The organism is Novosphingobium sp. SG720, from assembly GCF_012275365.1.
Taxonomy (GTDB): domain Bacteria; phylum Pseudomonadota; class Alphaproteobacteria; order Sphingomonadales; family Sphingomonadaceae; genus Novosphingobium; species Novosphingobium rhizosphaerae.
This window is the reverse complement of record NZ_JAAZQN010000001.1, coordinates 123655-142182: the sequence shown is the minus strand read 5'-3', so window position 1 is coordinate 142182 and position 18528 is coordinate 123655. Positions and strand designations below refer to the sequence as shown.

The following is an 18528-nucleotide window of genomic DNA, read 5'->3' as shown; positions in this document are numbered from 1 at the left end:
GCCCCCGGAGAATGACCATGGCCAGAATGCTGACTATCAAGAAAAACCTCATCGCTGGCGCAATCGGCAGCACCGTCATCGCTGCGCTCGGCTTCGTCACACTCGCGCCAAGCGAGCCGGCCCGGGCGCAATGGACCGTGTTCGATCCCTCGAACTACAGCCAGAACATCCTCACCGCCGCGCGCACGCTCGAGCAGATCAACAACCAGGTCCGCATGCTGCAGAACCAGGCGCAGAGCCTTGCCAACCAAGCGAAGAACTTGGGCCGGATCAGCTTCCCCGAGTTGCAGGCGCTCCAGCAGACCATGCAACAGATCGACCAGCTGATGGGCCAGGCGCAGGGCATCCAGTTCAAGGTCGCCAGCCTCGACCAGCAATTCCGCTCGCTCTACCCCGACAGCTCCGCGCAAAGCCTGACCACCAGCCAGCAGGTCCAAAGCGCCCGGACGCGCATGGACACTGCGCGCGCGGCTTTCGCGCAGACCATGGCCGTGCAGGCGCAGGTCGTCGAGAATATCGCCGCCGACCAGGCGACGCTGACCGGCATCGTCGCGCGCAGCCAGAGCGCCGAAGGAGCGCTGCAGGCCAGCCAGGCGACCAACCAGCTTCTCGCCTTGGTCGCCAAGCAGCAGTTCCAGATCCAGACGCTGATGGCAGCACAATATCGCGCCGAGGCGATCGATCGCGCGAACCAGACCCAGTCGCGCAGCGATGCCCGGAGCGCCTCGACGAAATTCCTCGGCTCCGGCCATGCCTATACCCCCCACTAGGCACGGCCGGCCAGTGCGGCGGCGATACCGCGCACCTCTCGCCGCCGTCGCCGCGGGATCCGGTTCCCACTCCCCAAGACTGGGTCCCACAGCACTTTTTGAAGCCAGCATCAGGACGCGAAGCGCATGGGCGACCTCAACATCATCGACCAGTTCATGGCGGCCTTCATCCGCTATATCGACAGCGGGTTCGGGCTTTTGGGCGGCGATGTCAGCTTTCTGACACGCACCCTGATCGCGCTCGACATCACGCTGGCCGGACTGTTCTGGGCGCTGGGCGGCGAGGACAATGTGCTCGGCCGGCTGATCCGCAAGATCCTCTACATCGGCGCTTTCGCGTTCATCATCAACAGCTTCTCGACGCTGTCGGACGTGATCTTCCGCTCGTTCGCCCAGGCCGGCGTGACCGCTGGCGGTGGGACGATCACCGCTGCCGACCTGCTCAAGCCCGGCCGCCTTGCCGGGACCGGCTTCTCCGCTGCCTGGCCGCTGCTGCAGCAGGTCTACCAGTACCTCGGCTTCACGACCTTCTTCGACAATTTCCTCACGATCATAGTGCTGCTGGTCGCGTGGCTGATCGTGATCCTCGCCTTCTTCATCCTGGCCGTGCAGATGTTCGTCACGATTCTCGAGTTCAAACTGACGAGCCTCGCCGGCTTCATCCTCGTGCCTTTCGCGCTGTGGAACCGCACCAGCTTTCTCGCCGAACGCGTCCTCGGCAATGTCGTGTCCTCGGGCATCAAGGTCATGGTGCTCGCGGTCATCGTCGGCATCGGCTCGAACTACTTCACCCAGTTCACCACCGCGCTGCAGGGCCAGGAACCCGACATCGGCCAGGCAATGAGCCTGGTGCTGGCCAGCCTGGCTCTGCTCGGGCTTGGCATCTTTGGCCCGAGTATCGCATCGGGCTTGGTCGCCGGTGCGCCACAGCTAGGCGCGGGCGCAGCGTTCGGTACCGCACTTGGCGCAGGCGGAGCCCTGTATCTCGGCGGCGCAGGGGTGGCCGGTGCGGCGCGCGGTCTCGCTGCAGCCGGCCTTGGCGCCGTGCGGGCCGGCACCGCGATGGGTTCGGCCGCCTCGACCGCTTACACCCTTGGGCAGCAGGGCGCCGGCTCGTCCAGCGTCGGCGCCGGGATTGGGGGCATGGCAAGCGCTGCGGCCGGTGCCGCGCGGTCGCGCCTCTCCGCCGCGTTCGGTCTGGGCGAAGCGGCCGAGTCCGGCCGCCGGGCCGCGTTCAACGCGATGACCGGGCAGACGGCTTCCACCGCCGCGGAACCCACGGATAGTTCATCGCCGATGCCCGGTTGGGCGCGCGCGATGCAAGCCCAGCAGAGGTCCCGCCACCACCGCCAGACCGCCCTGCATGCCATCCAATCGGGCGACCGTGGCGGACACGGCGCGCCCCCCGACATCAAGGAAAGGGAGGACTGATCCCCATGCTTTCGCATTCGACATTGTTCCGACGCGCCGTGCAGCGATACGGACATACCCCCGAGCCCGAGACACCCTATCAACGGGCCGCACAGCTCTGGGATGAACGCATCGGCTCGGCCCGCGTCCAGGCCCGCAACTGGCGGCTGATGGCCTTTGGCTGCCTCGGCCTAACCACTGCGCAGTCGGGCGGCCTGCTCTGGCAGTCGCTGCAAAGCCGTGTCGTGCCCTATGTGGTCGAGGTCGACAAGCTGGGTGAAGCGCGCGCGGTCCAGCCCGCCGACAAGGATTACCAGCCGACCGACAGCCAGGTGGCCTGGTTCCTTTCCCGGTTCATCGAGCATGTCCGGTCGGTCTCGCTCGATCCGGTGCTGATGCGGCAGGACTGGCTTTCCGCGTATGATTTCACGACGAAGCGCGGGAGCCTATTCCTTGGCGATTACGCCCGCGCCGCCGATCCGTTCGCTCATATCGGCGAGCGCACCGTCTCGGTGCAGGTCACCAGCGTGGTGCGCGCTTCGGACAAGTCGTTCCAGCTCAAATGGGTCGAGACCGCTTACGAGCGCGGCGCCCAGGCAGGAAGCTCGCATTGGACCGCGATCCTGACCGTGCAGATGGTACCGCCGACCAGCGCCGATACGCTGCGGAAGAACCCACTCGGCATCTATGTCGACGCCATCGACTGGAGCCGCGAGCTCGAGCCCACCGGTTCGTCACCAGCGACGCCAACCGCCGTTACGCCAGCGCGCGCGGCGCTACCGCCGCCCGCCAGCATCCCCGCCGGATCGCCGCTCGATCCCAATCTCGGCGCCGCCGCAAATCAGGAGACCCAGCCATGAAAATCGCCTTTCTCGCGGCAACGGCCGTGGCCGTCGCGGCTCCCGCGCCGCCCCATACCCCCTCGAGCGTCCCATCCTTGCCGGCCAAGCCAGCGGTGCAGACGGCAGCGGTAGCGACGCCGTCAAGTGCCCCTTTCGTCTCGCCACCACGGAAAGCGACCAAGCCGGTATCGCATCGCCGGCATATCTCCCCTTCCCCAGCCGAACGGCGTGTCCGCGCCGCCAATCGCGCCGCGACGCTCGAACCGGCAACCGGCGGCTATCTCAATGCGGTTCAGGTCTTTCCCTACAGCGATGGCGCGATCTACCACGTGCTGACCGCGCCGGGACAAGTCACCGACATCGCGCTCCAGCCCGGCGAGACGCTGGTGGCGGTGGCGGCGGGTGACACCGTGCGCTGGGTGATCGGCGACACCACATCCGGAGGAAGTGGCAGCAATTCAGGCGAAGCCAAACGCACGCATGTCTTGGTGAAGCCCTTCTCGGCCGGGCTCGCCACCAACATCGTCGTGACAACTGATCGCCGGACCTATCATCTCGCGCTGACCAGCACGGCGCGCACCGCCATGTCGGCACTATCGTGGACTTATCCGCAGGACGCGCTGATCGCGCTCAAGGCTGCGGCCGAAGCGGCGCGCGCGACGCAACCAGTGGCTTCGGGGTTGTCCGTCGACCAGTTGCATTTCGGTTATGCGATCACTGGCGACAAGCCTGGGTGGCGGCCACTGCGCGCATTCGATGACGGACGGCAGACGTTCATCGAGTTCCCGGCCAGCCTCGGCGAAAGCGAGGCGCCGCCGCTATTCCTGGTCGACACCAAGGGCAATGCCCAACTGGTCAACTACCGTGTGCAGGGTCGCTATTACATCGTCGACCGGATATTCGATGCGGCAGAGCTGCGTCTCGGGCTCAAGCATCAGGATGTGGTGCGGATCAGCCGGACCGGTGAAGCGACCAGCCTGCGGAGGCCGTCGTGACCGAAGCGGCGGCGACATCGCCTGCCAAGCTCGATCCCGAGAGCCTGGCGCTGCGTTCGCGCCCGCCGCGCGCGATCCGATTCAAGCGCAGCGTCATCATCGCCATCGCGGCGGTGGGATCGATCAGCCTCGTGACGGTGACCTGGCTGGCGCTGAAGCCACGCCTGTTCCACGGTGCCGCAGGGCGGGAGGAACTGTCGCAACCCGACCAGCACCCTTCCAGCGACACGCTCAACGGCTTGCCGGCAACCTACGGCGATGTGCCACGGCTCGGGCCGCCGCTTCCTGGTGATCTCGGCAAACCGATCCTCGATCGCCAGCAGCAACTGGCGGTCGAGGTCAACCCGAGCGACCAGCAACGCCAGCAGGCCGAGGCCGCTGAGCATGAGCGCCAGCTCGCCGAAGTGAAAGCCGCACGCGAGTCCGGTTTGCTGGTGCAGAACCGGCAAGCAGCCCCTCCTCCAGATGCAACGATGGCAAGGGCGTCGGCCGCAGAGAGCGCCCAGCCCAGTCCGTCGAAACTGGCGCTCGATCCGGTCAACGATCCCAATGCGCAGGGACGCAAGGAAGCGTTCGTCGGCAATCTTGATCCGCGTGGCGACGTCAATCCGCATGTCCAGATGCCACCGCCATCACCGTATACCCTGTCGGCCGGCAGCGTGATTGCAGCGAGCCTGATCACCGGCTTGCGCTCCGACCTACCGGGGCTGGTCACCGCGCAGGTTACCGAGAACACCTATGACAGCGCCACCGGGCGTCTCCTGCTCATTCCGCAGGGGGCGCGGCTGATCGGCAGCTATGACTCGGTCGTGGCGTTCGGGCAGAGCCGCGCGCTCGTGGTCTGGCAACGGATCGTCTTGCCAGACGGCAGTTCGATCCGGATCGACAATGTGCCGGCGACCGATCCGTCTGGCTACGCGGGCCTCTCGGACAAAGTCGATTACCACACGTGGTCGCTGCTCAAGGGTGTGGCGGTCTCCACCATGCTTGGGGTGGGTGCTAACCTGACATTCACCGGCGAAAGCGATCTCGTCCAGGCGATCCGGGAATCGACGCAACAGAATGTCTCGCGCGCCGGTGACCAGCTCACATCCCGAAATCTGCAGATCCAACCCACGATCACGATACGCCCAGGAGCCCCCATTCGACTTGTCGTGCATCGCGATCTGATCCTGGCACCCTGGAAGCCATAGGAGACCTTCGATGCCCGAACTCAAGCTGGCTCGCATCCCCGATCGCACACCGGTGAAACTGACGGTCATGGTCATGCCCGACCTGCACCTTGCCCTGGCCGATTATGCCCGGATCTACGCCGACACCTATGGCCGCGAGGAACCCGTCGCTGAACTGATCCCGGCCATATTATCTGCCTTTCTGGACAGCGATCGCGGCTTCCTCCGTGCCCGCGAAGCCCTCGCTCGCGAGAAGTCAAAATGACGCGGCCGGCGAAGGAACGTGACCGCTTCAAGCGGATCGACGAGGCCAAGTGCCACGCAGCATCGAATGGGCGGCCCTATCTTGTCGCCTTCGCGTCGATCACTAGTGGCTAAACTACCTCTTTGATGCCGGCATATCGCTGCCTGAAGGGCCGCCATTTTCAGTTGCTATATAACCCAGTTAGCTCGTCAGGCCAGCTTTGCAGCGCGGGCCAAGCGACGAAGGTGCTGCGCGCTTGGCTTGGGACTGCGACGCTGAGTTGCACGATCCACAGCGACCAGTCCGAACTGTGCCCGATAGCCAAAGGCCCACTCATAGTTGTCGAGCAGGGACCAATGGATATAACCGGTGACGGCGACGCCGTCGCGCACGGCAGCGCGCAGCCCCGCAAGGCTTTCGTCGATGAAGCGAATGCGCAGGGCATCGTCTGCCGTGCCGATCCCATGCTCGCTGACCAGTACGGGAACCCTTGCGACAGAGGCCGCGTAGCGCACCACGTTGCCGAGCGACGCGGGGTGAACTTCCTGATGCAACTGCGTGAACACGGAGCCGGGCGGCGGCGGAACCACGCCTTGCGGCCCAACCAGCTGTCGCGTGTAATTCTGCACGCCAAGATAATCGTCGTCACGCGCAAGTGCTAGCCAGGCACCATAGCGCGCTTCGCGCATGGCCGCGGCGTGCCCTTCACTACCCCGCGCATCCTGAAGATCGTCCATAGCCAGGGTGATCCCCACCGGAAGCCCTGGCCGGGTACGACGCACCGCTTCGCGCGCCGCCACGTGCGCCTCTCGCACGATGGGCTTGGATGCCGCCACATCATCAAGCAGGAACGTGCCGAATCGCTCGGCGCCCACGGCGCGTGCCGCAGCATGCTGCACTCGCCTCGCGCCTTCGGGCGTCACATAATCCACGAACGACATGTTGGCCTCGTTGATGGTGGATAAGCAATCGATGAGATCACCACAATGTTCGGCCACCCGCGCGGCATAGCGGGCGAATAGCGGCACGATCGCCGGGTTTGAAAAGCCGCCCTGACGCGCGACCCATAGGGGCGCGGTAAAGTGGAACAATGTCACCACGGTGCGCAGGCCGGCGGCCCGGCAGACCTGCAACACTCGGCGGTAATGGTCCAACTCGGCGCGCGAGAACGCACCCTCTCGGGGTTCGACCCGTGCCCATTCGATCGAAAAGCGATAGGTATCGAGCCCCAGCCCCGCAACGAGCGCGATATCAGCGGCATAGCTATGATAGTGGTCGCAGGCATCGCCCGACTGGTTGGCAAAGCCGGCTTCGGCAAGCCCTTCCACCAGCCACAGGTCGCTGTTCACGTTGTTGCCCTCCACCTGGAACGCCGAGGTGCCCGCACCCAACATGAAGCCGGACCGAGCGGCCGCTGCTCTGGCTGCCGCGGCCGGCGCCAGCAGGGGCAGGCTCGCCGCCGTGGCCGTCGCGGCCAGCGCCTGACGCCGGGTCAAGTCCATCAGAACATATACCCCAGCTGCAAACCGATGGTGCGGAACGAGTTCAACCCAAAGCGCTGCTGGACCGTGGCGATACCGGCGTTGCCATCGGCGGATTCGAGGCCGAGTGCCACCGGCACGCGCTGGTCGGTGCAGTTCTTGCAGAACACCGAAGCGCGCCAATTGTCCCCGCGCACGCCCACGCTGCCGCCCAGGATATCGGCCTCGCCATAAGTCGTGCCGCTGTAAGGCTGGATCGTGTAGTTCATCGAAGCGCGGTGGTAATAGTTGGCCGACACGACAGGACGCAGCGCGCCGCTGGTCTGGAACTCGTAGGAGACGTCGAGCGTCCCGGTGAACGCGGGCGCCAGCGGGGTCTTGCGTCCCGCCGCGTTGTAGGTCGTGCAGCCTTGCCCCGGATAACACTGCGCCCCCGCAAAATCGCCAAAGTGCGAATCCAACAGCGTCGCGTTGGCGTTGATCGCCAGGCCCGGCACGGGACGCGCGGTCAGGGTCATTTCGATGCCCCTGGTCTTCACCGTCGCCGCGTTCTGGGTGACGAACGAGGACGTGGTGAGGTCGAACGACTGCACCTGGTAATTGTCGAAAATGGAACGGAACGCCGAGACGTTGACCGTCAACTTGCGGCCCAGCCAGCTGGTCTTGAGCCCCACTTCCAGGTTCTGATTGGTTTCCGGCTTGATCGCCAAGGGCGCAATGACACTGGCTTCGGTGTTGTTGAAGCCGGGGCCCTTGTAGCCACGGCCATATGTGACATAGGCCATCGCATCGCGCCCGAACGTGTATTGCGCGCCCAGCTTGTAGCTGAAATTGGTGTTGGTGGTCCGCTCACTGCGGCCCGGCTGCACAGATCCGAACGCGACGAAATAGGCGCCCTCGTTCTGGACAAGGTCGATCTTGACGATATCGCGTGTCACGCGCCCGCCGCCGATCAGTTGCAGGTGGTCCGTCACTTTGTAGGTCAGCTGACCGAACGCGGCGAGGCTGTCGTTGGTCTGCAACACACGGTGATCGGTGCCGAGGAAATAGTCGTTGCTGCCCGGACAGGCCGGCACCGCTGTCGCTCCCACGCAGAACGGGAACTGCGGCAGCAGAAACGCGGGAAAATAGTTGTTACCAGCTATCTGCGAGGCTTCGCGCAGTCGCGAATGGAACGCATAGAGACCCGCCTGCCCGCTCAGCCGGCGGTCGCTTGGCAAGGCCAGGCGCAGTTCGTTGCTGACTTGGTCGAAACGGCTGACGTTGGCATTGATGTCGGCGCCGTTGAGCACCGTGCCGTCGGTGTCGAGCTGCTGGTTGCGGTTGAAGCTCTTCCACGCGGCGATGTCGCTGATTTCAAGGCCATTGTCCAAGACATAGCTCGCCTTGGCTTGCACGCCGCGGCGATCGAGGTCACGGTAATAGCCGCCGTTGCCCGCGACGGTGATATTGTCCGGCCCTGCGGTGATTCCGCTGGCGGTCAGCGCGGCGGCGTTGACGCTGCCGCTGCCCAATTCGCGATAGGCGATGTCGAACATCCCCAGTACACCACGGTCCTGGCCGATCTCTCCGATTGCCAGCAGACTGAAGGCGTCGTCAGGCTTGTACAGCAGGCTGGCCCGCACGCCAAACCGCCGCAGGTCCAGTTCGCTGCGCGCGCCGGCATCAACAGGACCAGTGAACGCCGTGATCGGACGCTGGTATTCGTTGAAGCCGGCCACGCGCAGCGCGACACTTGATCCCAGCGGCAGGTTTACCGCACCGCGCGCCACCACCCCGTTGGACCGGCTGGCCGCGGTCGGCCGCGTATCGAGCTCAAGGTCGAACTGCCCCGAGGTCTTGCCCAGTTCCGGACGCGCGCTGCTGACGTTGACGAGCCCAGCAGAAGCGTTGCGGCCAAACAGCAGGCCTTGTGGCCCGTTGAGCACTTCGACCTGCGAAAGATCGTAGAAGCTGTAAACCAGGCCGGGGTTGGCCAGGTTCACTTCGTCCTGGGCGAAAGCGACGCTCGATTCGATCGAGTTCGAAAAGGCCGACGTACCAACGCCGCGTACCGAGAAATTGTTGTCCGCGCCGGCTTGAAGGCTTGGGGCGGCGAGAGTCATCTGCGAAAGATCGTTGAGCCCGCGCGCCTTGAGCGCATCGGATGAAACAGCGGTGACGCTGACCGGCACGGTCTGCAGACGTTCAGGCCGGCGCTGCGCTGTCACGATGATTTCGCCAACGGCAAGGGCTGCCTGGTCGTCGCCGCCAGCTTTGGCATGGGCAATTTCGGCAACAGGCATGGCGAGCGCGATCGATAGCAGGCCAGCACCGGCCAGCTTCGTCCACTTGGACATCAGGATCCTCCCTTCAGGACAGTTTTGTTGAACAGCTGGCTAGTCGTCAATTTACGTTCAGTCAAGAACGCATGTTAGTTACAGCTTGATCGTACGCAGTGTCCTGTGCTTTTCCTGCATCACACAGGATGGATCCATGACAGAGCAGACGCGCAGGCGCCGCAGCCAGGAAGAACGAACAGCAGAAACCCGCGAGGCGCTGATCGACGCAGCCATCGCCGTAATTCACCAAGCCGGCTATCCGGCTGCCAGTACGGCGCTGATTGCAGCGCAGGCAGGCGTGAGCCGGGGTGCCATATTGCACCAGTTCGGCACACGGGCGATGCTGATGGCCGAAGTGGTTGCCGAAGTCTATCGACGCGAAGCAATCATCTATGAGGAACTGGTTGCGCAGGGATTGACCGGCCAAAAGGTGCAGGACTGGCCTGCGATCCTGCTCGACGTACTGGACCGACCGGCTGGCGTTGCCGTGCTGGAAATCCTTCAGGCCAGTCGCAGCGATCCAGAACTTGCCGAGCTGGTACGCAACCGGCAGGCTGACGTGGAAGACGCCGCACTTGCAACGGTGCAAATGGGCCTTGGCGGAGGTCGAGAAACGGCCCTAGCTGTTATGCGGCTGATGGTCTGGTCGGTGCGTGGCCTGTCGATCGCGAACCTGGTGATGCCCACCGGCATCGACACCCGCACGCCGGTGGCATTGCTAAGCAGCCTGTTGTCCTTTGCAGCGCCTAGCGGCCGCATTGATGAACTCGAACCTTTGCTGGCAAGGTTCGCTCAGTCCCTTGAACAGCAAACGTCGTAGTAACCTCGCGGGTGCACATCAATGCTATGCCTTGCAGCCGCGATCACCACGCCGTGGTCCAGCGCACCAATCGCGGGCCAGGCCAATTGGTTCAATACCATAAGGAATCAGATGGACAGGTCCAGCTTGCTCAGTCGGTGAAGAACCATGAGCACCGGCTCCACGGCGTCCGCGCGCAGACGTTTGGGGGGTCGTGTTGCGCGACAAGCGCGCACGCCGCTTGATCTCGTGAACAGCTACGTCTTGCTGAAAATGCCGGCGGTGGATCACACTGGGCAGGTGCATGTCGATCACTCCGGTGCCTACCGACTGTCAGCCGGAGGTGTCCATTTCCAGGCGCTGGCAAGCCCGGCGGATCGACACGCCCAAGTCACTGCGAAACCCGTTTGCCAACTCGCGCTTGCGAGCATGCCTCACAGTTTTCTGCGGATGACGTCCTGCAACATCTTCTTGTCGAGCGGGAGGACCGCCACAAGCTTGCGCAGCTTGAAATTCTCGTCCTCTACCTGCTTCAGCAGCCGCATGTCTGGCGGCAGCATGCCGTCGCACTTCTTCTTCCAGTTGAAGTAGATCGCCTGGCTGACCCTGCCTTGCGGCAGATATCCGTAAAGAGAACGCCGTCCGCTCCCTCCTCCCAGCCAGGGGGAGATTACGGCAAAAAACTCTAACTCCAGGCGATCCAGTTTTCCGGGGTCAGATCAGCGCGCAGCATGACCACCGAGCGCAACACCGGCTCGGTCAAGACCGCATTGATCAACGCAGGAATCGAACAGGCCGTGCCAACGCCGATAGCCGCGCGCGAGGCTCTCGATCGCTTCCACGGGATGATGCGCTCGAAAGACAAGGCGCGGCTCGATCCGTGGATCGTCATATACAAAGTTGCTGCCTTTGCCGCCGGCGTTCAGGCTGACAAGGACGCCGTCGCCACCGCAATCTCGACGCCGTGGTCCAGCGGACAAGTGAGGGCAAGGTCAACCGCCTGAAAGCCATCAAGCGACAGATGTACGGCTGCGCCAAGATCGACCTACTCTATACCAAAGTTATGGCGCCAGTATGATCTGAATTGCACGGAATTTGAGTCAGACCCAATTTTGCACGCCGCTCCACAAGCGGATCAAGGTCAAGGTGGCCCATACCAAGCGTTCGCACAGCCGCACTGTCATGATGCGGGCTCACCCGCTGCAGTCGCAGGAAACGAAGTTCAGCGCAGCTAGATGCTGTTCGTTGCCTTGGCGCAGGCATTCCGGGTGCCGGGCGGCGTGCCACAGTGCGGAGTTTTTGATAGCATGATGACAACGGACGACAAAATCGGCCACCACGGCGCACACGGGCACGCACTGGCGGTTCAACGGGACGGAACATGCGGCCCGACGATTGCCCCCTGCCCCGTTCACGCCGCAACGACGGGTGCCCGAGCGCTCAGAATTTTCCACAGAGCATGCATAAATGCGTAAATGTCGACGTCGACAATTAGCTGTTGACGACGTCGACATGAGCAGCTTACACAATCATCTCATCGGAAGAAGCCGGAGAGGACGGATGACAGCAACAGCATCGCGCATGGAAGATGCCGGCGTGGGTCGAAACTGACTGCACGTCTGGCCTGCGGCCGCACCACCCGCAGTGCCAGGACCATTCCCGCAACGCCCGTCCCAGGCTGCGGGTTGGCCGCACCCGCTGCCCTCATTCCGCTCCGGCAACGAGTTATCGCCCATGCCCACACCAAGAAATCTCGCCGCGATCGAAGCGGGTGGAACCAAGTTCGTCTGTGCGTTGAGCACGCCCGAGGGTGACGTGCTGGCACAGGCCGCCTTCCCCACCCGCACACCGGCTGAAACCTTTGCCGACATTGCGGACTTCTTCCGGGCCGCGCAGGCACGCCACGGCGATGCAGTCCGCACGGGCCTGGCCGCGTTCGGCCCGATCGACCTCGATCCCGCATCCCCATCGTTAGGATGCCTGGTCACCACGCCCAAGGCTGGCTGGTCGGGAACGAATATCGTGCGCGCCGTGGCCAGTGCCGTCGGCGCCCCGGTAGTTGCCGATACCGACGTGAATGCCGCGGCACTTGGCGAAGGATTGCAAGGCCAGGCCACCGGTCTTGCCAATTTTGCGTATGTCACCATCGGCACCGGGATTGGGGTTGGCGTCGTGCTGGACGGCCAATTGCGCCAGACATTCCCTCACCCGGAAATCGGACATCTCCAGGTCTCGCGCGCACCGGGCGATGGCTTTGCCGGCACCTGCCCGTTCCACGGCGATTGCCTTGAGGGCCTGGCTTCCGGGCCGGCCATGAAGGCACGCTGGGGTCGCGCGGCACAGGAACTGGCGCCCGATCATCCGGGTTGGGACATGGCCGCACACTATATCGCGGCACTATGTGTGAACCTGGCCTATACCTTGCGGCTCGATCGCATCGTGCTGGGCGGCGGGGTCATGTCGCCGCCGTTCCTGGTCGATCGCGTGCGCGCCGGCTTTGCCCGGTTGATGGCCGGCTATGCCCTGGGCCCACGCGCAGTGGCGACGGAGACATTCATCATGCCGACGGCCCTGCTCGAAACGTCGCCAGCGCTGATCGGCGCGATGGCGATGGCCCGGCGCGCGGCCGGGGACGCCTGACATGCGCCGCATACTGCGCCTGTGCATCGGCACCCTACTTGCCACCACCGCGTCCTGCACGGACAAGCCCGGTGCAGGCGGGCGCGTGCTCCATGTCTGGCAGCACCAGACCGGGCCGGAGGAAGCCGCCGCCAACCAGCAGATGATCGCCCGCTTCGCCGCCGGCCGGAACAACTTTGCCGTCGACGCGCAGACCATTCCGCAAGGGTCCTATCCGCAATCGATCATGGCCGCCGCCATGGCCGGCCGCCTGCCCTGCGTGCTGACGGTCGACAGCCCGATGGTTCCCGCGTTCGTCTGGGCAGGGCACATCCGCCCGCTCGACACGCTGATCGACCGCCAGGCGTTTGCCGCCATCGCGCCACCCGCGCTTGGCCAGTATCAGGGCCATATCTATGCGGTCGGCCAGTTCGACGCGGCGCTGGCGATCTTCACCCGGCGATCGACGCTGGCGCAGATCCACGCCCGCATCCCCACGCTGGCACAGCCGTGGACGCGCGCGGAATTCGACGACGTGCTGCGCAAGCTCAAGGCCACGGGACGCTGGCAGGTGCCGCTGGACCTGGGCACCCGCGAACCCAACCCGAACTGGTGGACTTATGCCTACAGCCCGATGCTGCAGAGCTTTGGCGGTGACCTGATCGACCGCAAGACCAATCGCACGGCAGACGGCGTGCTCAACGGCGCGCCGGCCCGGGCCTGGGCGGCCTGGTTCCACGCGCTGTTCGCCAACGAATGGGCGCGGCGCCTGGAGCCCGACGACCAGAGCCTGATGCGGGGCCGCGTTGCCCTTGCCTATACCGGAAACTGGCGAGCCCCCGATCTTGAAAAGGCCTTCGGCAACGACCTGCTGATCCTGCCGCCGCCAGACTTCGGCCATGGCGTGGCAATCGGCGGCGGCAGTTGGCAGTGGGCGGTCAGTTCTACCTGCACGCAGCCGGCGCAAGCCGCGGCGTTCATCCGCCATCTCATCAGCACGCCGGAGATCGCCGCCATGGCCACGGCGGCGGGCATGATCCCGGCAACCGAAGCCGCGGCGCAGCGCACCCAGCGCTTCCGCAAGGGGGGAGACTGGCGCGTGTTCTACGACATGTCGCGCGCCTTTGCCCGGCCCCGCCCCGCCACGCCGGCATTCACCGCGATTTCCAACGCCTGGTACCACGCCGCGCGCGACATCATGGACGGCACGGACCCGCGCGACGCCCTGGACGACGCCGCCGACGCCATCGACCAGTCGATTGCCGACAACAATGGCTATGCGCCTGCTGCGGAGAAGACGAAATGACCCCGCGATGGGCACGCAAGGGGCGCCTCGCGTTCCTGTTCGGCACGCCGGCCATGCTGGGCCTGATCACGTTCCTGGTGATCCCCTTCGCGATGGCGATCGCCCTTACGCTCACCAACCAGAAGCTGCTGTCGCCCCAGCATGTGCAGGCTGTCGGCCTCGCCAACTATGAACGGCTGCTCGGCCTGAAAGTGATGCGCCAGGATGGCCTCGCCAGCAGTGATGGCCATGTGACGTTCCCGCGCATTCGTGACGTAACGCGGCCCAGCCCCACCCTGCGGCCCTACCGCCCGCTTGGCGCGATGACCTGGGAAAGCACGCGCTTCGTGCTGCTGGCGCGCGATCCGGTGTTCATGCGTTCGCTGCTTAACACGGCGCTGTTCGCGGTCATGGTGGTGCCGCTGCAATGCGGCCTGGCGCTGGGGCTGGCCCTGCTGGTCAATGCCGGATTGTGCGGCCAGCGCGCCTTCCGCACGATCTATTTTTCGCCGGTCGTCATGTCGATGGTGGTCGTCGCAGTCATCTGGGCGTTCCTGTTCAACCGCGATCTGGGGCTCGTCAATCAGGCGCTTGGCTGGCTTTCGGGCGGCCAGGGCACGCGGATCGACTGGCTCGGCAATCCGGCCACGGCCATGCCTGCCATCGTCATCATGTCTGCCTGGCAGGGCGCCGGGCTGCAGATGCTGATTTTCCTGGCGGGTCTCCAGGCCATCCCCACCGAGCTTTACGATGCCGCGCGGATCGACGGCGCCACGCCGCTGCAACGCTTTGTCCACGTCACCCTGCCCGGCCTGTCCAACACGATCGCCTTCGTCGTGGTGATCACCACGATCGCCGCCTTCGGCCTTTTCACCCAGGTCGACGTGATGACGCAGGGCGGGCCGGCCAATGCCACGAGCACTGTCATGTTCTATGCGATCGAACGCGGCGTCCGCGATCAGGACATCGCCTATGGCTCTACCGTAACCGTTGTCTATTTCGTCCTGATCGCCACGCTGGCCATTCTCCAACAGCGCTTCTTTGCGCGGCGCGCGGGTGCGCGATGAGGCGGCCGATCAACAGCCGCACGGCCGCCGTGCGCGTGGGCCTCTATGCCATCGCCCTGCTTTTCGTGATCGTGTTCGTCTCGCCGTTCGTGTTCATGGTGATGGCCTCGTTCAAGCCCAACCAGCAGATCTTCGGCGATCTTGGCTCCTTTCGCGCCTTCCTGCCGGTGGGGGCGGTATCGTTGCAGAACTATCGCGACGTGATCGCCACGTCGGGCATAGGCTCCTACGCGCTCAATTCCGCGTTCATCACCGTGTCCACGGTCGGCGCCGGGCTGTTCGTCAACAGCCTTGCCGCCTTTGCGCTCGCCCGGCTGGAATGGCGCGGCAAGGGCCTGGTGCTGGGCCTGATCGTGATCATGCTGATCATCCCGCTCGAAGCCATCGCCGTGCCGATGATGTTGCTGGTTGCCTCCCTGCCCACGCTGGGTTTCGATGGTGGCCTGACCATCCAGTGGTCGTGGCTGGATACCCGGCTGGTGCAGATCGTGCCGTTCGTGGCCAATGCCTTCTCGATCTTCTTCTTCTACCAGGCGTTCAACGACATTCCGCGCGATTTCGACGAAGCCGCCTATGTCGATGGCGCCACCCCCTACCAGGTCTTCCGCCATGTGATCGTGCCGCTTTCGGGCACCACGTTCGCGACGGTGGCGATCATCCAGGGCCTTGCCGCGTGGAATCAATACTTGTGGCCGGTCATCGTGGTGCCGAGCGCCGAGGCGCGGCCGCTGATGGTCGGGCTGCAACAGTTCTTCCGTTTTCAAACCGAATGGGGCGAGGTCATGGCCTATGCCACGCTGGCAACATTGCCGGTGTTCCTGGCCTTCGTCTTCTTCCAGCGCTGGTTCGTGCAAAGCGTGATGGGCAGCGGAGTCAAAGGATAAGTCATGCCTTCACAGGTTGAATTGAACGATGTCCGCAAGGGCTTTGGCGACAGGCAGATCATCAAGGGTATCGACCTGGCGATCCAGCCCAGCGAGTTCATCGTACTGGTCGGCCCTTCCGGGTGCGGCAAATCGACCCTGCTGCGCATGATCGCCGGCCTCGAATCCGTCGATGCCGGTGAAATCCGGTTCGATGGTGTCGTGGTCAACGATCGCACGCCGGCAGAGCGGAACGTGGGCATGGTGTTCCAATCCTATGCCCTCTACCCACACATGACCGTGGCGGAAAACGTCGGCTTTGCCCTGAAACTGGCGCGGATCGATCCCCACGAACGCCAGCGCCGCGTGGATGCTGTGCTGGAATCCCTGCAGTTGAGCGCGCTGCGCGATGCCCGGCCCAGCCAGCTTTCGGGCGGGCAACGGCAGCGGGTTGCGATTGGCCGCTCGATCGTGCGCAATCCGGCGGTCTTCCTGTTCGACGAGCCATTGTCCAACCTCGACACCGCGCTGCGGGTGCAGATGCGCCTGGAAATCAGCCGCCTGCACAACCGGCTGCGCAACACGGTGGTCTATGTCACGCACGACCAGGTCGAGGCCATGACCCTGGCCGACCGGATCGTGGTGCTGGAAGCAGGAACCGTGCAACAGATCGGCGCGCCGCTGGAGCTTTACGAGCGGCCGGCCAACAGGTTCGTCGCGGGGTTTCTCGGCTCTCCCCAGATGGGTTTCCTGCCTGCGCAGGCCCTGGGCCTGAACGGCAATGCCCTGGCCGTGCGCATCGCCGCATCCGGGCAGGTTCTCGCCTTCCCGCACCATGGCGCCCACGCCGGCGCGGTGACGATCGGCATCCGGCCCGAGGACTGCACGCTCTGCGCGCCCGAAGACGGCCATTTCGCCGGTGCGGTGCTGCAGGTCGAACGGCTGGGCAGCGACACGTTCGCGTTTGTCGAAAGCACGGGGACCGAACCGGTGGCCGTGCGCGTGGGCGCCGGCCACACGGTTGCCGCCGGACACGCGGTTGGCGTCACGTTCGACCCGGCACGCGCCCACCTGTTTGCCAGCGACGGCGTCACCCTGCCGCGCCTGGCCGCATAGTCATCACCGCTGCCCTCCGCATGGGCACGGCCCAACGGGCATTTTGGAATGCATCATGACCACACCTGACGAAGCCACCCCCCACTATCGGCCAGACTTTCATTTCACGCCGCAGCGCAACTGGATCAACGATCCCAACGGCCTGGTCTATTTCGAGGGCGAATATCACCTGTTCTTCCAATACAATCCGCATGGCAAGGATTGGGGCCACATGAGTTGGGGCCATGCGATCAGCACTGACCTTGTCCAGTGGGAAGAATTGCCCGTCGCCATGCCAGAGCGGGAATTCATGATCTTTTCCGGATCGGTGGTGGTCGATTGGGCCAACACCAGTGGCTTCGGGATCGACTGGGCGCCGCCGCTGGTCGCGCTCTACACCGCGTTTCACCCCGCCACGGAGCGCCAGTCGCAACACGTGGCCTATAGCCACGACCGCGGGCGGTCCTGGATCGAATATCCCGGCAATCCGGTGATCACCGCAGAGCAAGTGCATTTTCGCGATCCCAAGGTGTTCTGGCACGCCCCCAGCCAGGCCTGGGTGCTGGTGGTTGCCCTGGCGCGCGATCACAAGGTGCAGATCTACCGCTCCGCGAACCTGATCGACTGGCAGCTCGCATCGGAATTCGGACCGGCCGGCCACACCGGCGGCCAATGGGAATGCCCCGACCTGTTCGAAGCACCGATGGCGGGGCAGAGCGGCAGCGCCTGGGCGCTGAAGGTCGATGTCGACAAGGATATGGTCTGCGGTGCTTCCGGCGCGCAAGTCTTCATCGGCACATTCGATGGCCACAGGTTCACGCCGCTCGCGGGCAGTGCCGCACAGATCGTGGATATGGGGCCGGATTTCTATGCCGCCCAATGCTGGTCCGATCTTCCCGGCGATGCGCACGGCCCGCTATGGATCGGCTGGATGAGCAATCATCTCACCGGCAAGGACTACCCCACCCATCCCTGGCGCGGTGCAATGACCATCCCCCGCGAACTGCACGTCAAAGACATCGGCGGCACCATGGTCCTCGCCCAACGCCCGGCCCGCCAGGTGCGCGACCGCCTGCCCGAGTACGGGTTCGGTGGCGTCCTCGCTGATGGCCAGCGGCACAGGCTGGACCGCGAGGGGCAGCCGCTGCGCGGCCAGGTCCTGCTGCGGGCCGACAGGGCCTCGCAGGGCGCATGCACGTTTGCCATCGCCGGGCAGGATGACAGCGGGATCGCCATCACGCTGGACTTTGCCGCCAACCAGATCCGCCTGCGGCGTGGCCGTCACCCCGCCCTGCCGGTCGAGGCCTTCGCTGCGGAAACCGCCTGCACCATGCCGGCGGGCGACACGATCGAGATGACCATCATCGTCGATGCCTCGTCGGTCGAACTGTTCGTCAACGATGGCGCCGTGGTGCTGACCGCCTGCCACTTCCCGCTCGGCGAAACCACGGTCGAACTGATCGCGCACCCCGGCGCGCGCATCGACTTTGCCTTGCCGGCCGAAGTGCCGACCGAAGCCTGACCGCGCCAAGAGCAACCGGCGCCCACCGCAGCCAAAGCGGTGG

16 protein-coding genes and 2 pseudogenes are annotated in these 18528 nt (G+C 64.7%); 15 read left to right on the top strand and 3 right to left on the bottom strand.

The annotated features are described in order from the left end of the window. The first annotated feature begins 11 nt into the window (after positions 1-11). The 6 genes from trbJ (at position 12) to FHW94_RS00590 (ending at position 5454) form a co-directional block, all read left to right on the top strand. Complete coding sequence (gene trbJ / locus FHW94_RS00615; RefSeq protein ID WP_168553879.1) at positions 12-770, top strand: P-type conjugative transfer protein TrbJ; 759 nt, start codon at positions 12-14, stop codon at positions 768-770. Positions 771-896: 126 nt separating this feature from the next. Further along, positions 897-2201: a P-type conjugative transfer protein TrbL gene (trbL, locus tag FHW94_RS00610; protein ID WP_168553878.1), complete on the top strand. Its 1305-nt coding sequence runs from the start codon at positions 897-899 to the stop codon at positions 2199-2201. A 5-nt stretch (positions 2202-2206) separates the two neighbouring features. After that, complete coding sequence (gene trbF / locus FHW94_RS00605) at positions 2207-3040, top strand: conjugal transfer protein TrbF (protein ID WP_168553877.1); 834 nt, start codon at positions 2207-2209, stop codon at positions 3038-3040. Next, entirely contained in the window at positions 3037-4017 is a 981-nt protein-coding gene (gene trbG / locus FHW94_RS00600) for a P-type conjugative transfer protein TrbG (protein WP_168553876.1), read from the top strand. The genes trbF and trbG overlap by 4 nt, the downstream gene beginning before the upstream one ends. After that, on the top strand, positions 4014-5210 hold the full coding sequence (locus FHW94_RS00595; RefSeq protein WP_168553875.1) for a TrbI/VirB10 family protein: 1197 nt from the start codon (positions 4014-4016) through the stop codon (positions 5208-5210). The genes trbG and FHW94_RS00595 overlap by 4 nt, the downstream gene beginning before the upstream one ends. 10 nt (positions 5211-5220) lie before the next feature. Beyond that, complete coding sequence (locus tag FHW94_RS00590) at positions 5221-5454, top strand: DUF2274 domain-containing protein (protein WP_168553874.1); 234 nt, start codon at positions 5221-5223, stop codon at positions 5452-5454. A gap of 188 nt (positions 5455-5642) precedes the next feature. Here the strand turns inward: FHW94_RS00590 and FHW94_RS00585 are convergent, their stop codons facing one another. Further along, the gene (locus FHW94_RS00585; protein ID WP_168553873.1) at positions 5643-6935 is read right to left on the bottom strand and encodes a family 1 glycosylhydrolase; all 1293 of its coding nucleotides are present in this window, start codon (positions 6933-6935) and stop codon (positions 5643-5645) included. Continuing rightward, complete coding sequence (locus tag FHW94_RS00580) at positions 6935-9253, bottom strand: TonB-dependent receptor (RefSeq protein WP_168553872.1); 2319 nt, start codon at positions 9251-9253, stop codon at positions 6935-6937. Before FHW94_RS00580 ends, FHW94_RS00585 begins: the two co-directional genes overlap by 1 nt. A 136-nt stretch (positions 9254-9389) precedes the next feature. Between FHW94_RS00580 and FHW94_RS00575 the strand changes: the two genes are divergently transcribed. Beyond that, positions 9390-10055, top strand: coding sequence for a TetR/AcrR family transcriptional regulator (locus FHW94_RS00575; protein ID WP_168553871.1), 666 nt, complete (start codon positions 9390-9392; stop codon positions 10053-10055). Positions 10056-10397: 342 nt separating this feature from the next. On the opposite strand, the pseudogene FHW94_RS23135 reads toward FHW94_RS00575, so the two are convergent. Next, positions 10398-10689: pseudogene (locus FHW94_RS23135) on the bottom strand (transposase); the annotation flags it as partial. 76 nt (positions 10690-10765) lie between these two features. Here FHW94_RS23135 and FHW94_RS23130 point away from each other — a divergent pair. The 8 genes and pseudogenes from FHW94_RS23130 to FHW94_RS00540 all read left to right on the top strand — a co-directional run bounded on the left by FHW94_RS23130 (position 10766) and on the right by FHW94_RS00540 (position 18485). After that, positions 10766-11038 (top strand): hypothetical protein, encoded by a 273-nt coding sequence (locus FHW94_RS23130; protein WP_179506203.1) that lies wholly within the window; start codon positions 10766-10768, stop codon positions 11036-11038. Positions 11039-11171: 133 nt separating this feature from the next. Continuing rightward, a pseudogene (locus tag FHW94_RS23125) lies at positions 11172-11368 on the top strand (IS21 family transposase); the annotation flags it as partial. A gap of 400 nt (positions 11369-11768) precedes the next feature. Then, positions 11769-12674 (top strand): ROK family protein, encoded by a 906-nt coding sequence (locus FHW94_RS00565; RefSeq protein WP_168553870.1) that lies wholly within the window; start codon positions 11769-11771, stop codon positions 12672-12674. Position 12675: 1 nt separating this feature from the next. Beyond that, positions 12676-13959 (top strand): extracellular solute-binding protein, encoded by a 1284-nt coding sequence (locus FHW94_RS00560; protein ID WP_168553869.1) that lies wholly within the window; start codon positions 12676-12678, stop codon positions 13957-13959. Then, entirely contained in the window at positions 13956-15005 is a 1050-nt protein-coding gene (locus FHW94_RS00555) for a sugar ABC transporter permease (protein ID WP_168553868.1), read from the top strand. The genes FHW94_RS00560 and FHW94_RS00555 overlap by 4 nt, the downstream gene beginning before the upstream one ends. Beyond that, positions 15002-15889, top strand: a complete 888-nt coding sequence (locus tag FHW94_RS00550; protein WP_168553867.1) for a carbohydrate ABC transporter permease — start codon at positions 15002-15004, stop codon at positions 15887-15889. The genes FHW94_RS00555 and FHW94_RS00550 overlap by 4 nt, the downstream gene beginning before the upstream one ends. Before the next feature lie 3 nt (positions 15890-15892). Then, positions 15893-16984, top strand: coding sequence for an ABC transporter ATP-binding protein (locus FHW94_RS00545; protein ID WP_168553866.1), 1092 nt, complete (start codon positions 15893-15895; stop codon positions 16982-16984). A gap of 55 nt (positions 16985-17039) precedes the next feature. Next, on the top strand, positions 17040-18485 hold the full coding sequence (locus FHW94_RS00540) for a glycoside hydrolase family 32 protein (RefSeq protein WP_168553865.1): 1446 nt from the start codon (positions 17040-17042) through the stop codon (positions 18483-18485). The last annotated feature ends 43 nt before the right edge of the window (positions 18486-18528 follow it).